Origin of the sequence: Pseudoalteromonas sp. L1, assembly GCF_021728095.1 — a bacterium.
Taxonomy (GTDB): domain Bacteria; phylum Pseudomonadota; class Gammaproteobacteria; order Enterobacterales; family Alteromonadaceae; genus Pseudoalteromonas.
Genome location: NZ_JAKKCT010000002.1, coordinates 644,343 through 660,027, shown reverse-complemented (window position 1 = coordinate 660,027; position 15,685 = coordinate 644,343). Strand labels below are relative to the sequence as shown.

Sequence of the window (15,685 nt, the reverse complement as noted above, 5' to 3'; positions counted from 1 at the left end):
GTTAAAAATCTTTAATTAATTTAAACATCATGTTCACTAATTCATTGCTTATTGTGTGTGAGTGAGGCCTGTGCATGTAGCTTCTAAGGCCTGTAAATTGGATTTGGAACAAGCGCGCATATTCTAGCGGTGCATGGTTTGTTGCTAGTTCGTTTTGTTTTTGCGCAGTGTCAAAAATATGTGTTAAGTAACATTCAAACTGTTGCAGTAGATCATTCGTTAAGTTTTTAAGTAGTGGTTGTGAGTGGTCAAATTCAGCATTTGCTTTAATTAACATACATATTTCACAACCGGGTTCTGAATCATTCAATACAGCCTGAACAAAAGAGTGCAACCCTTCAAGTATGCTATCACTACTTGATAAGTGCTTGGCAAGTAATGTTTTAAGTTGTTCAGCGTAGTCCTTAAGTGCTTCACTATATAAGCCTTCTTTTGAGCCAAAGGCAGCATAAATACTCCCTGGGCGCATATCAACAGTGGTTTGTAAATCCCGCGTTGAGGTGGCCGAAAAGCCTTTTTGCCAAAATAGAATCCCCGCCTTATTTATTACCTTTTCTCGGTCGAACTTAACTTTATTTACCATCTTTTACACCAATTTGAGCACTTGTTCAATTTTAACTTGAGCGAGTGCTCAAAAACAACTAGGCTATGCACTCATAATTTAAAAAAGACTAAGGAGAACACATGTCAAACTTTACGTTACATACTAAAGACACCGCTCCAGAAGAGGCTAAGTCACTTCTAGATAATTCAGTTTCTGCGTTTGGGATGATCCCTAACTTGCATGCTGTAATGGCTGAAGCACCAACATTACTTGAGGGATATCAAGTGTTGCATGAGCTATTCCAAAAAACATCATTCACGGCTGAAGAACTAACGGTTGTATGGCAGACGATTAATGTAGAACATGATTGTCATTATTGTGTGCCAGCACATAGTGCAATAGCGGCAAGTATGAAAGTTGATCAAGCAATTGTGGATGCGCTTGTTAATAAAACCCCTTTGGCGAGTGCTAAGCTCGAGATCCTTCGTGGTACTACATTAGCGATGACGCGAAATCGAGGAGTTATTGATAAAGAGCAACTAGACGCTTTTTTTGATGCGGGTTATTCGAATCAGCAGTTATTAGAAATTGTATTAGGCTTATCGCAAAAAGTGATGAGTAACTATACCAACCATCTTGCTAACACTGAGATTGATGAGCCTTTTAAAAAGTTTGCAAAATAGTGTTTACTGAGCACGGCTTAGGTTTGCTCGCTTAGACCGTGCTCAAACTGAGTGATTATTTAAACTTTACCTCTTTATTACTTCGGGTATAGATGCGCTTTTCAGGTTTTGTCCATTGACCTTTCTTTAAGTATGACGTTGAAACAATAAAGCTGTTATCTTTATACTCACTCGTCGATTTTACTTTCGTGATACCTTCTTGACTGCCAGTCACATTTTCGTAAGCAACAAATTGAGTAGGGCTGAGGACGTTCATCGTTCCTTTTGTGTAAAACCCTGCGGTCGTGAAATAATAAAATACCAGAGACTGCTTGTTATTATCCCAGAAAATCATCGACTCGCCGCCATATTCACCTTCATTTATTGAATGAATGGTTTTTATTGCCATACCGTTGAGTGCGCGTTGCCATGTACTTACATCCTGTACAGCTGGCTTACCTTGTGCAACATCAAAGTCAGCTTGCCATGTGCCTAAATAAGGTTTAAAAACTTGCAAATGTTCTGATAGCTGCGGCTCTGCCGAAAATACCGAAAAAGTACACAAGCACATTGATAGTAAAAGCGATTTTAGATGTGCCATAATAATGCCTCGTTTAGTTATAATTTTGTCTAGTATAGGTGATAATTCTTTGATTAAGAAAGCACTAACGTTTTTTGCCGTTTGTTTTTTACTATTTTTATGGGTTGTATCTTGGCAGCTAAATCTATCTTACTTGATTGCTGGTATTTACTCGGGAGTAAGTCTGATAACCTTTTTGGTGTATGGCTGGGATAAACGTTTAGCAGTTGAACACGGTGAGAATGTGATTAGAGTCCCTGAGCGTACCTTGCATATTTTAGGTGTTTTCGGTGGTTGGCCAGGCTCATTACTTGCTCAGCAATGGTTAAGGCATAAATCTAAAAAGTGCCGTTTTATCTTTGTGCTTTGGCTCACAATTATTGCAAATGGATGTGCTTTATCATTGTTGTATTATTTGCAATATATGTAGTAGGGCATAAAAAAGGAAAGCTGAGCTTTCCTTTATGGTTGTTAAAAAGTAACTATACGTTATTGTGCTGATTCAGTTGCTGGGACGCTATCAAGCTCAACAGTTAATACAGTCTTTTTATTTACTTCGACCCATTTACGATAAGTTAAGTAGCCAGGTTTGCTTACCTCAATATCGTATTTACCTTCATCAAGCTCAATACCGTCTTGGTAAACAGGCTTAATATTCATAATACGCACACGCGCATCGTCAGGTGTTGTGATAACAGTTAAAGAGGTTGCTGTCTCTTCTGCTACAACGGCTGTCGCCACTGGCTCTACTACAGGCTCGGGTTCAGGAGCAACTTCGGTAGAGGTTGTCGAACAACCTGTTAAAAATAACATGACACATAACGTACTTAACTTTTTCATAACTACTCCATATTCTGTTGTATTGACGTTGACTGCATAGACTAAAATTAAATGTAACAACAAGGAAAACCAGCACGTGAGATGTGCAAATTGAGTCTTCCTTGACGTTTGGCTAATTTATAAATAGCGCTAAATTGTATTCTCTAAACTTTTTCTTATTACTTCACTTCGTTCGACTAATTTTTCCGCGGTTCTATACATTTTGCGTTTCATTAGTTGACTTGCCATAGAAATATATTTGCTCGCAATTTCATCTTTAATTAATAAGATTGGCTCAAAGGTCTCTGGGAAAATCTCAGCTTGTTTAGAAAATGCTTCATCGAACTCCATTAGCTCTTTATAGTCTTCTATTTCAGCTAAACGAGTTTTAAAGCCTTCTAGTTTTTCATGATAAAAAATAAGCGCATCTTCAGAAGGGTAGCTTGCTGATTGGCCGTTACTTACTTTATCGTTGTAGTTAATAAGCGCAGTCATTGCTGACTCTTTCTTCCTAAGTGCAATAAGCAGAGGTTGAAGGTTATCAGCATTTTTAAATGCGAGCTCACCAACATTTAACAGTGTTTTTTGCATCGCGAAGTCGTCGTTTTCAATCGCATCCATTACAGCTAATTTATAAACATTTTCGTACTCTTCACTTGGCTTATATTGGTAATTTAGGTCAATAATTGAAAGCTGCTTAATTAAGTTTTCAATACTATTTTCGCCACCTTCATCATATCTACCTTGTGCAAGCAGCACATCTAAGCGGTAGCTTAAATCTGAGATAATAGATTGTCTTTCTGTTAGTAGACTATCAAGCTTGCTAGCTAATAATTGTGAATCTGGGTAATACACCCGTGCCTCATTATAAATGTCTATCGCTTTATCATAGTCTTTTGTATTAAGTGACGTGCGAGCTAAGTTGTCGACTCGTTGTTCAAACCTAGCAACAATTTTGTTTTGATGAACTTTTAAAAGACCTTCTTTTAAAACATTATATTGTGGAGGTATTTCATCTAATCGTTGAGGTAACTCATCGCCGCCCCAAGTCATCCATGCCTCTAGCTGTTCAACTTTAGCAACTGAGTTCTTGAAGTTAGCATCCAATGTTGTTTGCTGCTCTTTAACCGAGTTGATGTAGAAAAAGCTACCAGCAATAATAATGAAATAACATGCAACATGCGCCAGTAAAGGAACTCTGCTTTTAGTTAGTTCATTATTTAGTTCGGCTAAAGAATCAGCTCTTTTGGCTTCATCAAGTTGTAAGCATCTTTTTAATTTTGCCCAGAGAAAGGCTGAACAATTGCTTGGTTTTTTAACTGTAGTGTCTTTGCTAACTGTGTTAGAGGCTTTTCTGTTATAAGGATGTTTGCTTGTTAAAAGCTCGTACGCGATACAGCCTAAAGAGAAAATATCGTCTTTCTTAGTGGCTTCTTTACCATTTAGCTGTGCAGGACTTGCATAGGTCGGGGTGTAACCAGTACTGGTTGGTTTGTCATCATTTAGGCTAGGTGCTGCATATAGATCTTCATGGCTATGGGTTTTTGCAATCCCAAAATCTAAAATCTTTAAATTGCCCTGAGAGTCAAACATAACATTAGATGGTTTAAGATCATTGTGAATGATCCCTTTTGCATGCGCGTATGACAATGCATCAATAAGCTGTTTTAAAATAGGCTTAGCACGCTTTTGAGTGAGTCCATTAGGTTTATTTCTTTTTATTAGCTGTTCTAATGTTTCACCTTCAACCCACTCCATAACAACAAAGTGGTGTGATTCATCTGAAGACGCAGAGAATACTTTTACAATATTTGGATGAGATAAAGAACGAGTTTTGACTGTTTCGTCTTTTAGAAGCGAAATGGCTTCCTCTGAGTCACAAAGCTCCTCATGCAAAACTTTTATTGCTACAAAGTTATCTTGATGGGTGCTTGTTTCTAAGTGAATGTCGCGGGCACGGTATATGTGGCCCATACCACCTTCGCCTATTAACTCTTCAATTAGATATCGTTGGGCTAACTTCTTACCAATAAGATGAAGTTTATTTGAATTTTGGCTTTTGCCTTTAGTTTCAATTGAAGCAATGCGTGTTTTATCGTTATCGGTCGTCATTTAAATTCCTTTTTTGAAATCAACATTCCTGTTTGATTGGTGTGTATTTTACAAAAAACAAAATAATAAGCAATCATTCAGCTAGTATAAATAAACAAGGAACTATGTTGTTTAACTATTTTTGAGTTATTTTTATTAGATAGAACGCCTATTGTTTAGTTTTATGAAATAATTAAATTGGTTTTTTGTATATTAGACAGCGTTGACTTTGGTTAACGAAGTATTTTATTCTATTAGAATGTTTAGATTTATGGGACTAACAATCAAATGGAAGTGGTTTTAAATGTTACCAGCTATCATAGACTTTCACCTGAGATTGAGGCTACAAAAACAGTAGAACAGGAATTAACTTTTGGCCGCTCTGATCAATGTGATTGGCATCTACCTGATCCTGAAAAGGTCATCTCTGGTCAACACGGTAAAGTTGTCAAAGAAGCAGATGGCTTCTACGTTTATGATTACTCTACGAATGGTTTATTTATCAACTATTCTGTTTCACCGCTGGGTAAGGAAAATAAACATTTGCTATCGGATGGTGACGTACTATCCATTGGTGATTTTCAAATTGAAGCTAAGTTGTCTAATCAGCTTCAAAAGCAAAGTTCACATCAATCAGCTGCAGCCTTTAGTCAGCCCAATCCGTCAGTAGAGAACTATAACCAGAATAATGACGTGGCTAATTCGTCGTTAAATAATGAATTTACTAATGGCATGGATGAAGCGATGATTGCGCCTTCTTTCCAGCAACCGCAAGCACCTATTTCAGAGCCTGTTAACAGTAGCCCATTAAGCCAACCAATCCCTGAAGACTGGGATGAAATAGCGTTTATGGGTTCAAGTAATGAAGTAGCAAGTGAAAGTAGTCAACATTTGGCTAGTCCACCTGTTACTGAACCGCCTGTGCAAGTTCAACAAAAGCCAGCTCAGCCTCGCGCTACTCAACCTGCTAAAGCACCTAAACCTGTTACTGGCAATGGTGATTCGCCTTTAGTTGCTGCTTTTTTAGAGGGCTTGGGAGTGAATAGTGAACTTGCGAATGAATTAAACGATGAACGTGTTTGGGCACAAATGGGCGAGAGCTTGAGACACTTTTTAGTTGGCTCTATGGATTTAATTCGTCAACGTTCATTACTGAAAAATCAACTCAAGTTGAATCACACGACATTTCAGGTTGAACAAAATAACCCTTTGAAGTTCTCTGCTACGCTTGATGATGCTATTCAAAACTTATTTATTCGTAAAAGTTCAAGCTACTTACAGGCAAATAAAGCCGTTCAAGAGAGCTTTATCGACACCAAAGCTCATGAAAAAGGGCTGTTAGCAGGTGCCACCGGCGCGCTTTCTGGTGCATTAGAGCAATTATCTCCTGATGGTATCAAGCAGCAAGTGCGTAACAAAGAGAGTATCTTAAATTACTTACCAACTTATTCTGACTCATCGAGTTGGGATATATATCAAAAATTACACGCTGAAATTATTGAAGATGTTGAAACAAAAGGTGTATTAGCATTATCTGAAGAATTTTTGCGAGCTTACAATAATCACAGTAAAGCGTGATATAAGGGAATAAAAGCATGTTAAAGTCCAAACTTACTTTTGCTGGAGCTCTATTAGTTTTTTTAGTTGGCTGCTCAACGGTTAATAAATTTGTACCACCGTCAACTGATCTAAATATTAATGTTGCCGCTGACGTAAACCCTGATATTTCAGGACGTCCTTCTCCTGTAGTTTTAAAAGTGTTTGAACTTAGTTCGCGAACTATTTTTGATACGCAAGACTTTTTTAGTCTTTATGATACACCAGAAGAAATTTTAGGACCTGACCTCCTAAAGAAGGATGAGTTAGAGTTACAGCCAGGGTCTAAGCTCGAGTATAAAATGAGCTTAAATAGAAACACACGATTCATTGGTGTTGTATTGGCGTACAGAGATATTGAAAAAGCACGTTGGCGTTCAGTTATTGAAGTAGATCCAACAGGTTATGACGATATCGATGTGAATGTAGAGTCGCTAGCGACTTACATGAGATGATTAAAAGGAATTAAAATGAGTGATTACACGCGGGTCGCATGGACAGAGGGCATGTTTTTAAGGCCCCAACATTTCCAGCAAGCAGACAAGCATACCTTCAGCACGATTAGGAAAATTATAGAAGCGAATGTTGCTGACTCGTGGGGTGTTGTTGATATCGATATTGACACAGGCTTATTGGTAACAGGGCAGTTCGCTGTTGATAGTCTAACGGCTGTTACCTCTGATTTGTGTCCAATTAACATGCCAAGTAATGAGCAGCTGCCTGCTCCGCTTGTGGTGCCAAAAAATACCTACAATGAAATTGTATGTTTAGCTGTTCCAGCGTTGAAAAGCAGTGGTATAAATTTAGCGACTGAAGAAGATGAGCTAGTTACACGATACCGAATTGCCGATTTATCGATTAGTGATGATAACTTAGGTTCTCAAGCGCAAGAAGTTATTCAGGTGGCACAGCTTCATAGCAAACTAATGTTAATGTCTGATGATACAGCCGGTTATGTAACATTGCCCCTTGCGCGTATTAGTGAAGTAACGAACGAGGGGGCGATTAAGCTTGACTCTAAATACGTTCCGCCATGCTTGCAAGTTACTCATTGTAAAGCGTTAATTGGACTTGTAAGAGAGATTGGCAGTTTGATAAAACAGCGCGCTGAAAGTATCTCTGGAAGATTATGTCAAGGGTATGCTGGCAGTGCGTCTGTGGCTGATTTCATCATGCTTCAAACACTTAACAAATACGACGCTGTTTTTGAAAGCTTATTAAGTCATTCTCACGTTCATCCGAGAGCATTTTACACGCGCTTAATTGAGATGGCTGGCGAACTTGCGACATTTAGTGCGGCCAATAAGCGTGTGCCCGTCTTGCCTAAGTATGATCATGCAAATTTACAGTTCGTCTTTTCTGAGGTTGTAAGCTTCTTGTATCAATCTCTGAGTCAAGTTATTGAACAAACTGCAACCGAAATTAAGCTTGAACAAAGCAAGTTTGGTATTTCTTTTGGCGCCTTAAAAGATAAAAGTATTCTTGATTCGTCTCAGTTTGTGCTTGCAGTTAAAGCCAGTGTGCCGCATGAAGAATTACGTAAACTACTACCTTCACAAATTAAGATAGGTAGTGTGGAGACTATTCGTGACTTGGTAAATAACCAAATACCAGGGATTTCGATTAATAGTCTGCCAACAGCACCGCGTCAGGTTCCGTATCATGCGGGCTATCATTACTTTGAACTGAACAAACAAAGTGAACATTGGAATAAGCTAAAATCAAGCGGTGGGATTGCAATTCACTTGTCCGGTAACTATCCGGATCTTAACTTGGTTTTATGGGCTATTAGAAGCTAACAGAGGGAAGTTTCAATGGATGAAACAATAATTAAACCACGTCCAGGCCGTTTGAGCCGAGGCATGGAGGATGCAAATACTTCAAAATCGCATTCAGACAAAACAGTCGTATCGTTGAGTCAATCTGAAAGTGGAAGTGCACCTTTAAATAATATTTCAATATTCAAAAATGGCTTGCTTGAAGCTGCTAATGACTGTTTTTCTTTAGTGATTTTCATCAACCAATCTTCGGAAGTTGAAAATTTAGCGGCCTTGAAGCACCGAGCCATTGAGTCGATTAAACGTTTTGAAAGTACTTTGCGTGCCAAATCTATCGATTTGTCAGTGATAAATAATGCCCGCTATTGTTTGTGTGCTGCACTGGATGAAGCTGCGTTAAATGCTAAGTGGAGCTCACTGGAGTGGGCTGAAGAAAGTTTACTATCAACATTCCACAAAGAGACGTTTGGCGGAGAATACTTTTTCACTCTGCTAGATGATGCCTTGCTACACCCTGAAGCAAACAAAGAATTTTTAGAACTACAGTACCACTGTCTAAATTTAGGTTTTAAAGGTAAGTATCGGGTTGATACCGGCGGCGATAGTAAGATAGATGATTATCGAAATCGCGTATATCACATTTTAAATCAACTAGATGGACCTCAAAGTAAATACCTAACTCCGTCTTGGAAGAGCCGTGTTGCAGCCGGTATGGAGTTAAGAAACCAGATCCCACTTTGGGTCGTTGTATCTGTTTTGACCCTACTCACATTGGCCGTGTATTTATTTTTTAATATGCGTTTGAATGAAAAAGTGGCGACGACAACGGATAATTTAAATTTAGTACATCCTATTTCATCTTCACAAACCGAAGACACGAAAGATACACAGCTTGATCTACTAACGCAGTTAATGCACACCGAAATACAACGTGGTGTAGTTAGTATCGAGCGTCAATCGGATCGAATTAGAATTACCATTAATAACGAAAGCCTCTTTAATGTTGGTGAAGCGTCGTTACGTCCTTCATTCCAACCAATATTAGAAAAGCTTGCGCTAAGCCTTGAGGGCACAAAAGGTAAAATTTTAATAACAGGTCACACTGATGACAGTCCAATAAGTACCAACCAGTACCCCTCAAATTGGCATCTGTCATTAGCAAGAGCAACGCAAGTTGCAAACTCTATGGCCAAAAATACAGGCTTAATGGGTAGGTTATGGCCAGAAGGAAGAGGTTCTGCGGAGCCCTTGGTGAGTAATGCCGATTCAAATCAGAAAGCATTGAATCGCAGAATTGAAATCGACTTACTTTTTTAATGGAGTTGCAATGAGTTTTATTCAAAAGTGCAAGCGTGCTATGTACGCGCTTACCTCTCGTAAAGTTATGATTGTAATTGGCTTTATAGCGCTCTTCTTATTGATCTGGTTTGGCGGTCCATTGATCTCTATTGCTGATTACACTCCTTTGGCAAGTGTTGCGGCACGCGCGATTCTGATACTCGCTATTCTATTAATTTATACCTTAACCAAGCTATTGCATCTAAGAAAGCAAAATAAACGCAACGAAAGCATGGCCGAAGAACTAATTGAGGTTGATGAAGGTGCTGGTGATGAAATCCAAGAGGAGATCAAAACATTAAAAGCACGTATGGTTGAGGCGATTGAATTACTTAAGAATGCTAAGTTATTCAATGGGCGAAACATCTACCAATTGCCTTGGTATATCATGATTGGCCCTCCAGGTGCCGGTAAAACAAATATCATCAATAACTCAGGTCTTGATTTTCCATTAAAAGATAAGCTTGGCACTGATTTAGTGCATGGTGTTGGCGGAACGCGAAACTGTGACTGGTGGTTCACCAACAAAGCCGTGATTATTGACACAGCAGGGCGCTATACAACACAAAATAGTCATGCTCTACATGATGCGAAAGCGTGGCAAGGATTTTTAGGCTTATTAAGAAAGTACCGCCCGAAAAGACCCATCAATGGTGTGGTTATTAGTATGGGCATCTCTGAATTAATGAACCAAACAAAAACAGAGAGAAACTTACACGCACGCGCCATTAAACAGCGCTTACAAGAGCTACAAAGTCAACTTGGAATGACATTTCCCGTGTATGTTATTTTATCAAAAGTTGACCTAATTGAAGGGTTTAGAGAATTCTTTTGTGAACTCAGCGATGAAGAGTGTGAGCAGGTTTGGGGTGTTACCTTCGAACTTGATGCTAACTCTGACAATCAAATGGATGCATTTAATAAAGAGTTTCACGCGCTTATCTCTAATTTAACAACATTACTTAATCGACGTTTGATCAATGAACATGATCTAACGAATAGATCGAAGATCTTTGAGTTTCCTAAACAGCTTCGTGTTTTACAAAATGTAGGTTACTCATTCTTAAAAGAAATTTTCACACCTAATGCATACGAAAGTCTGCCAATATTCCGCGGTGTTTATTTAACAAGTTCGACTCAAGAAGGCGTACCTTCAAACCTGTTAAACGAGCAAAGTTCGGTAAAGAAAGATTATATCAATCAGACAAGAAGTTTCTTTATTAAACGCTTATTAGAAAAAGTCATTTTTCCTGAGCAAAACTTAGCAAGCACTAACAAACACCATGAGAAACAGAACAAGTGGCTACGTATATCTTGCTTGGCCGTAACGAGTGTCGTTTTATTAGGCTTGAGTATTTCATGGTATGTGAGCTTTTCGTGGAATAATGAGCTTATCGGTAAAACCGATAATGCGCTCAGTGAGTATCAAGCTCTTGATCAAAATACGGTCGATAAAGCGAATTTAATTGTGCTAAATCAGCGCTTTAATATGCTTAAAAATTTCCCTGTTAATCAGTTAGAAGCCGATGATTTTGAAGCGTATGGCTTTAGTAAAGTAGAACCTCTTACAGAGGCTTCACAGAAAGCATATATACGTTCATTAAAAACATACTTAGAGCCTTACTTATTAAATGCGCTGACCTCTGAGATGACAGAGCAGGCTGATTATTTAAGTTATCTCTACGAAACCTTACGTTGTTATTTAATGTTCTTTGAACCTGAGCATTACAATAATGAAGATGTGCTTGCTTGGTTTAGTGCCTATTACGAGAGAAACTTACCAGGTGATGTTAATTTCCAAACGCGTGCTGAATTATTTGAGCACACAAAAGCATTGTTAGAGCATGGTTTCTCAGAATCAGAAATTGATCATCAAGCCGTACGATTAGCGCGAGCGGAGTTAACTAAATTACCTATTGCTGAACGTGCTTATCAAAGGTTACAAGCTGACTTTATCGACAGCAGCATTCCGCCTTTCAAATTAACTGATATCATCAGCTATGAAAGTGCGAAACAGTTTAGCTTCCAAAACTCAGAATCAATCATGAAAAGTATTCCAGGCCTTTACACCTATAATGGCTATCATGGCATCTTCAATGTCGAGAAAAGTAAGATGTTGGGTAATTTGATGGCAAGTAGCTGGGTTTATGGTGAAGAAGCGTCAGGGACCTATGATATTTCGAAAGCAGATATAGAGAAAAAGCTTGAACAGAAATATTTCCAAGATTACATCTATTATTGGCGCTCGTTTATTAATGAGCTTACGCTAAATGAGTTTAACTCGCCTAATGAAGGCGTCAGAGTTACTGATGTGTTAGCGGGTCCAGAAACCCCAATAAAAAATATCATTACCACAGTACAAAAGAATGTGCGTTTAACTAAGCTACCTATCTCAGAAAATCAAAAAGCAGCCGGTAAGGTTGCGGCGAACGCTGCTGAAGTTGCAATGCATACTAAGGCTAATAGACTTAAGCGCTATTTGCCAAATGAAGCACCACAGTTTGATATAAAGCTTCCGGGTTATCAGGTTGAAGAAGCTTTTAGTGATATTTTAGAAATTGATGAGCAGCAACTTGAACAGATTCAAGCAAGTTTAAGAGAGTTAAATATTTATTTAAATCAACTTGATAGAGGCGGGTTACTAAAATCATCTGTAAAAAATCAATTAAGTGGTAAGAGTAAGCCTGAGTTTCTTAGTCAATTAGAGTTCCAGAGTAAAGGGTTACCTTATCCTGCGAACAACTGGTTATTGAATATCAGTCAAGATACATCAAATATCACCAGAAGCAGTGCAAATCGTCACTTGAATGAAATATGGAAAAGTACTGTATTACGCGAGTACAACGATGCAATTGTCGGTCGTTATCCGTTTGTTTCAACTTCATCTAAAGAGGTAAATCTTAAAGATTTCTCAGACTTTTTTGGCCCAGATGGCACAATCGATAGCTTTTTTAATACTTATATTGCACCAAGTGTCGACACCAGTAAGAGTCCTTGGCGATTCGAAAAGAATATCGGTGTAAGCAAGTCAGCATTAGAAATGTTTGAAAAAGCCGCCAAAATTCGCGAAGTATTTTTTGATGGTAACAGCAAAACACCGCGCATTGAATTTGGTTTAAAACCATTAAAGTTAGATCAAACAGTTTCCAGTTTCATGCTAGAAATAGATGGCCAATCAATGATTTATCGTCATGGTCCACCTAAAGTTAAAAGCATCGTTTGGCCTGGTGATGTCGCTCAAAATAAAACGCGTATTGTGTTTACTCCACCATATGGAGGACGCACTATTAATGCCAGTTACGAAGGTGAATGGTCTTTGTATCGTATGCTAGACGACTTACAGGCGAAAAGAGCACAGACAGAAAAGGATTTGCAGCTGCAATTTTCATTGCAAGGAAATAATGCGACGGTTGAGTTACTGCCGAAATCGATTAGACATCCATTCTGGAACGCAAGTATAGAGAGTTTTTCATGTCCGACCAGGCTTTAAAGTTAGGCTACTTGGGTAAGGTCCCCTTTCTGGGCGACTTTGTCCAAGATGGCATTTGTCAGCAATTTAGTGAGCATTGGGAACATTGGTTACAAGCTGCTATTGCTGTAAGCAAAGAACAGCTCGGTTCACAGTGGCAGGAGCGATACTTGACCAGTCCTGTATGGCATTTTGCATTATGTGAAAATGTTGTCACTGAGGATAGAAAAGTAGGCACATTACTGCCGAGTGTTGATGCCGTTGGCAGACATTACCCGTTTACCGTCGTGATAGACACGCAGCAGTTACCAATGAAGGCTTTACATTCAAACTTGCTTTCATTGGAGTACGAAGATGCGGTGCTATCAGTGCTTGAAGAGAGCGTTGAATTAAGTGTGTGGCGTAAAAAAGTGCTGGGTACATTACAAAATACGCCTGTGGTGAAAAAACGTTTTAGTAAGCATACTTCACCAGATGAGAATAAATCAGCGATAGCTTTTGAGTTTCAAGGGGTTGAGCTTGGCGACGAATCATTAGAGGACGTTTTACATAGCTTACTCACAAGTAAGTATGGCGATTACAGTGTTTGGTGGACACATGGTTCGATAAACATTAAACCAGTGGTATTTATTACTGCTGGATTACCGCCTGTTAATCAGGTTGCAGCAATGCTAGATGGCCGATGGCAGCATTGGGAGTGGAATTATACTCAGGTAAGAGAGCGTGAATAAAAATTATACAAGTTATGCGGTGTCTCATCGAGGTGCAGTAAGGCAGTTAAACGAAGATGCTTATGTTGAGCTAAATAAGTTTAATATTTGGGTTGTCGCTGATGGTATGGGTGGCCATGAGGCGGGTGATTTTGCAAGCCAAATGGTTGTTGATGTTATTAAGAATGAAGTTGAATCATTACCAGCTTCTTCCATATCAACAATCATCCTTATTAACGCGATAAAAAAAGCAAACCAAAAGTTGTTTGAGTACAGCACTGACTACCTATCGAATAAAACCGCAGGGAGCACGGTCACTGTTTTGCTTTTGAAGGATGACAAATACTATGTACTTTGGGTGGGTGATAGTCGCATTTATCTATACCGTAACGGCGGCTTATCACAAGTCTCTCGGGACCACAGTCAAGTCAATGACCTTATCGATGAGGGTGTTTTATCTGAAGCAGAAGCAAGGCATCACCCTTTAGCGAATGTGATAACACGTGCTGTAGGTGTGCAAGATGAAGTTGATGTTGATTTTAAAGAAGGTGATTTGCGCAGCGAAGACATTTTTTTGCTCTGTTCGGATGGCTTAACTGGAGAATTGAACGACTCAGAGATAAGTCTTGCGTTAGAACCAAAAAATATTATTGATTCTGGCATGGCACTAATTCACTCTTCGCTTGTGCGTGGCGCAAAAGATAATGTGACATTTATTTTAGTGAAGAATGAAGGGGTTAACTCTTGTGCTAATCAAAAGTTAACGCTTGATGATTTGACTATCCCGATGTTGTCAAGAAAGTAAGTTTTGTTATTTTTATTAACTCCATCATAAATATGGTTTTATTATTTATTTTGGTTGTTATAATTGAAATTGTGTATTTATAAGAGCGATGTTCTCTTGTAATCTTAAATAAGAAATGTAATATACCATATCGTTTCTTTTTTAGGTGTAAAATGGAAGGTAATAAAGGCAATGGAATGTTCACACTTGAAGAATATATAGCCCCCATCTCAGAAGAGCATTTTGCGGGTATTGAACCTCGCTCAGATGTGTCTCCAACATCAACGTATTATTCTCTGAAAGATTTAAGAAATCAGTTGCGTGCAGCTGAGCGCTTAGCGCTTGTTGATGATGAAGGAATTGCATCTATAGCACGTGATTGGTTGCCATTACTTGACCAATGTAGCAATGCGTTAAAAACCGAAAGTAAAGATATTGAATACTTAGCTTGGTTCATTGAAGCAATGTGTAGAGTACACGGTTTCAAAGGCTTAGCCTTTGCTTTTCGTGCCGCGCATGAGCTAATCGAAAATCATTTCGATGAATTATACCCATTACTGGATGAAGACGACGAGATATCCGATAAAGTCTCTGCATTAATAGGTTTAAATGGTGTTGCGAGTGAAGGGGCGCTAATTATCCCTATTAAAAGTATTCCACTGACAGAAAGCCATAACTATGAACCATTTACTTTCTGGGAATATCAACAAGCTTACGACACCTCTAGGTTAAGTGACGAAAAACGTGAAAAGAAAATAGCGCAAGGCGCTATTGATTTTGATGTCATCGAAAAAGGCGCCCAAGAAACGCCCGTTGAGTATTTTGTTGATTTAAAGAATGGCATTGAAAATTCGCTGACAGAGTTTTTACAACTGAGTGCATCACTTGATAAAGCAACAAACCAATCACAGCCAACTTCTTATATTAAACAAGCGCTTGAACAATGCTTAAATGCTGTACTTCATCTTGGTGCAGATAAGCTGTCTGCGCTTGAACAGCAAGTTTTAGAAGAACAACAAGATATTGCTGAGGAAGATGAGTCTCAAGAGTCATCTTCTGCGAGCACCAGCAAAAGTGATAATGGTGCAATCACCAGCCGTGAAGGCGCAATTAAAAAATTACAAGAAATAGCTCTCTACTTTAGAAAGACAGAACCACATTCACCTATGTCTTATACCATTGAGCAAGTTATTCGATGGAGCGAATTGTCGTTACCAGAGCTATTAAATGAATTAATAACCGATAGTGATGCTAGGACTGGATACTTTAAGCTGTCTGGCATCAAAGTTAGCGAAACAGAAACCGAGTAAAAGG

Annotated in this window: 14 protein-coding genes; 10 read left to right on the top strand and 4 right to left on the bottom strand. The window is 38.7% G+C overall.

The window, feature by feature from the left end:
• Position 1: 1 nt before the first annotated feature.
• Positions 2-583: a TetR/AcrR family transcriptional regulator gene (locus L3V38_RS09085; protein ID WP_130151819.1), complete on the bottom strand. Its 582-nt coding sequence runs from the start codon at positions 581-583 to the stop codon at positions 2-4.
• A 101-nt stretch (positions 584-684) separates the two neighbouring features.
• On the opposite strand from L3V38_RS09085, the gene L3V38_RS09080 reads away from it, so the two are divergent.
• Positions 685-1,227 (top strand): carboxymuconolactone decarboxylase family protein, encoded by a 543-nt coding sequence (locus L3V38_RS09080; protein ID WP_237119174.1) that lies wholly within the window; start codon positions 685-687, stop codon positions 1,225-1,227.
• A 55-nt stretch (positions 1,228-1,282) separates the two neighbouring features.
• On the opposite strand, the gene L3V38_RS09075 is transcribed toward L3V38_RS09080, so the two are convergent.
• The gene (locus L3V38_RS09075) at positions 1,283-1,807 is read right to left on the bottom strand and encodes a hypothetical protein (RefSeq protein WP_130151817.1); all 525 of its coding nucleotides are present in this window, start codon (positions 1,805-1,807) and stop codon (positions 1,283-1,285) included.
• A gap of 49 nt (positions 1,808-1,856) precedes the next feature.
• Here L3V38_RS09075 and L3V38_RS09070 point away from each other — a divergent pair, with 49 nt between their 5' ends.
• Positions 1,857-2,216 carry a DUF1294 domain-containing protein gene (locus tag L3V38_RS09070; RefSeq protein ID WP_237119173.1) on the top strand — a complete coding sequence of 120 codons (360 nt, stop codon included), beginning with the start codon at positions 1,857-1,859 and terminating at the stop codon, positions 2,214-2,216.
• 59 nt (positions 2,217-2,275) lie between these two features.
• Here L3V38_RS09070 and L3V38_RS09065 read toward each other — a convergent pair whose 3' ends face one another.
• Both L3V38_RS09065 and L3V38_RS09060 read right to left on the bottom strand, forming a co-directional pair.
• Positions 2,276-2,626: a PEGA domain-containing protein gene (locus tag L3V38_RS09065; protein ID WP_130151815.1), complete on the bottom strand. Its 351-nt coding sequence runs from the start codon at positions 2,624-2,626 to the stop codon at positions 2,276-2,278.
• Positions 2,627-2,755: 129 nt separating this feature from the next.
• Complete coding sequence (locus L3V38_RS09060) at positions 2,756-4,717, bottom strand: serine/threonine-protein kinase (protein ID WP_237119172.1); 1,962 nt, start codon at positions 4,715-4,717, stop codon at positions 2,756-2,758.
• A gap of 267 nt (positions 4,718-4,984) precedes the next feature.
• Between L3V38_RS09060 and tagH the strand changes: the two genes are divergently transcribed.
• The 8 genes from tagH (at position 4,985) to tssA (ending at position 15,681) form a co-directional block, all read left to right on the top strand.
• On the top strand, positions 4,985-6,274 hold the full coding sequence (tagH, locus tag L3V38_RS09055) for a type VI secretion system-associated FHA domain protein TagH (RefSeq protein WP_237119171.1): 1,290 nt from the start codon (positions 4,985-4,987) through the stop codon (positions 6,272-6,274).
• Between the two features lie 17 nt (positions 6,275-6,291).
• The gene (gene tssJ, locus L3V38_RS09050; RefSeq protein WP_062567665.1) at positions 6,292-6,747 is read left to right on the top strand and encodes a type VI secretion system lipoprotein TssJ; all 456 of its coding nucleotides are present in this window, start codon (positions 6,292-6,294) and stop codon (positions 6,745-6,747) included.
• 15 nt (positions 6,748-6,762) lie between these two features.
• The gene (gene tssK, locus L3V38_RS09045; RefSeq protein ID WP_237119170.1) at positions 6,763-8,091 is read left to right on the top strand and encodes a type VI secretion system baseplate subunit TssK; all 1,329 of its coding nucleotides are present in this window, start codon (positions 6,763-6,765) and stop codon (positions 8,089-8,091) included.
• A gap of 15 nt (positions 8,092-8,106) precedes the next feature.
• On the top strand, positions 8,107-9,387 hold the full coding sequence (gene tssL / locus L3V38_RS09040) for a type VI secretion system protein TssL, long form (RefSeq protein WP_130151811.1): 1,281 nt from the start codon (positions 8,107-8,109) through the stop codon (positions 9,385-9,387).
• A 10-nt stretch (positions 9,388-9,397) separates the two neighbouring features.
• The gene (gene tssM, locus L3V38_RS09035) at positions 9,398-12,898 is read left to right on the top strand and encodes a type VI secretion system membrane subunit TssM (RefSeq protein WP_130151810.1); all 3,501 of its coding nucleotides are present in this window, start codon (positions 9,398-9,400) and stop codon (positions 12,896-12,898) included.
• Positions 12,880-13,608: a type VI secretion system-associated protein TagF gene (tagF, locus tag L3V38_RS09030; RefSeq protein WP_237119169.1), complete on the top strand. Its 729-nt coding sequence runs from the start codon at positions 12,880-12,882 to the stop codon at positions 13,606-13,608. The genes tssM and tagF overlap by 19 nt, the downstream gene beginning before the upstream one ends.
• On the top strand, positions 13,601-14,392 hold the full coding sequence (locus L3V38_RS09025; RefSeq protein WP_130151808.1) for a Stp1/IreP family PP2C-type Ser/Thr phosphatase: 792 nt from the start codon (positions 13,601-13,603) through the stop codon (positions 14,390-14,392). The genes tagF and L3V38_RS09025 overlap by 8 nt, the downstream gene beginning before the upstream one ends.
• A gap of 152 nt (positions 14,393-14,544) precedes the next feature.
• Positions 14,545-15,681 (top strand): type VI secretion system protein TssA, encoded by a 1,137-nt coding sequence (gene tssA, locus L3V38_RS09020; RefSeq protein WP_237119168.1) that lies wholly within the window; start codon positions 14,545-14,547, stop codon positions 15,679-15,681.
• Positions 15,682-15,685: the final 4 nt, after the last annotated feature.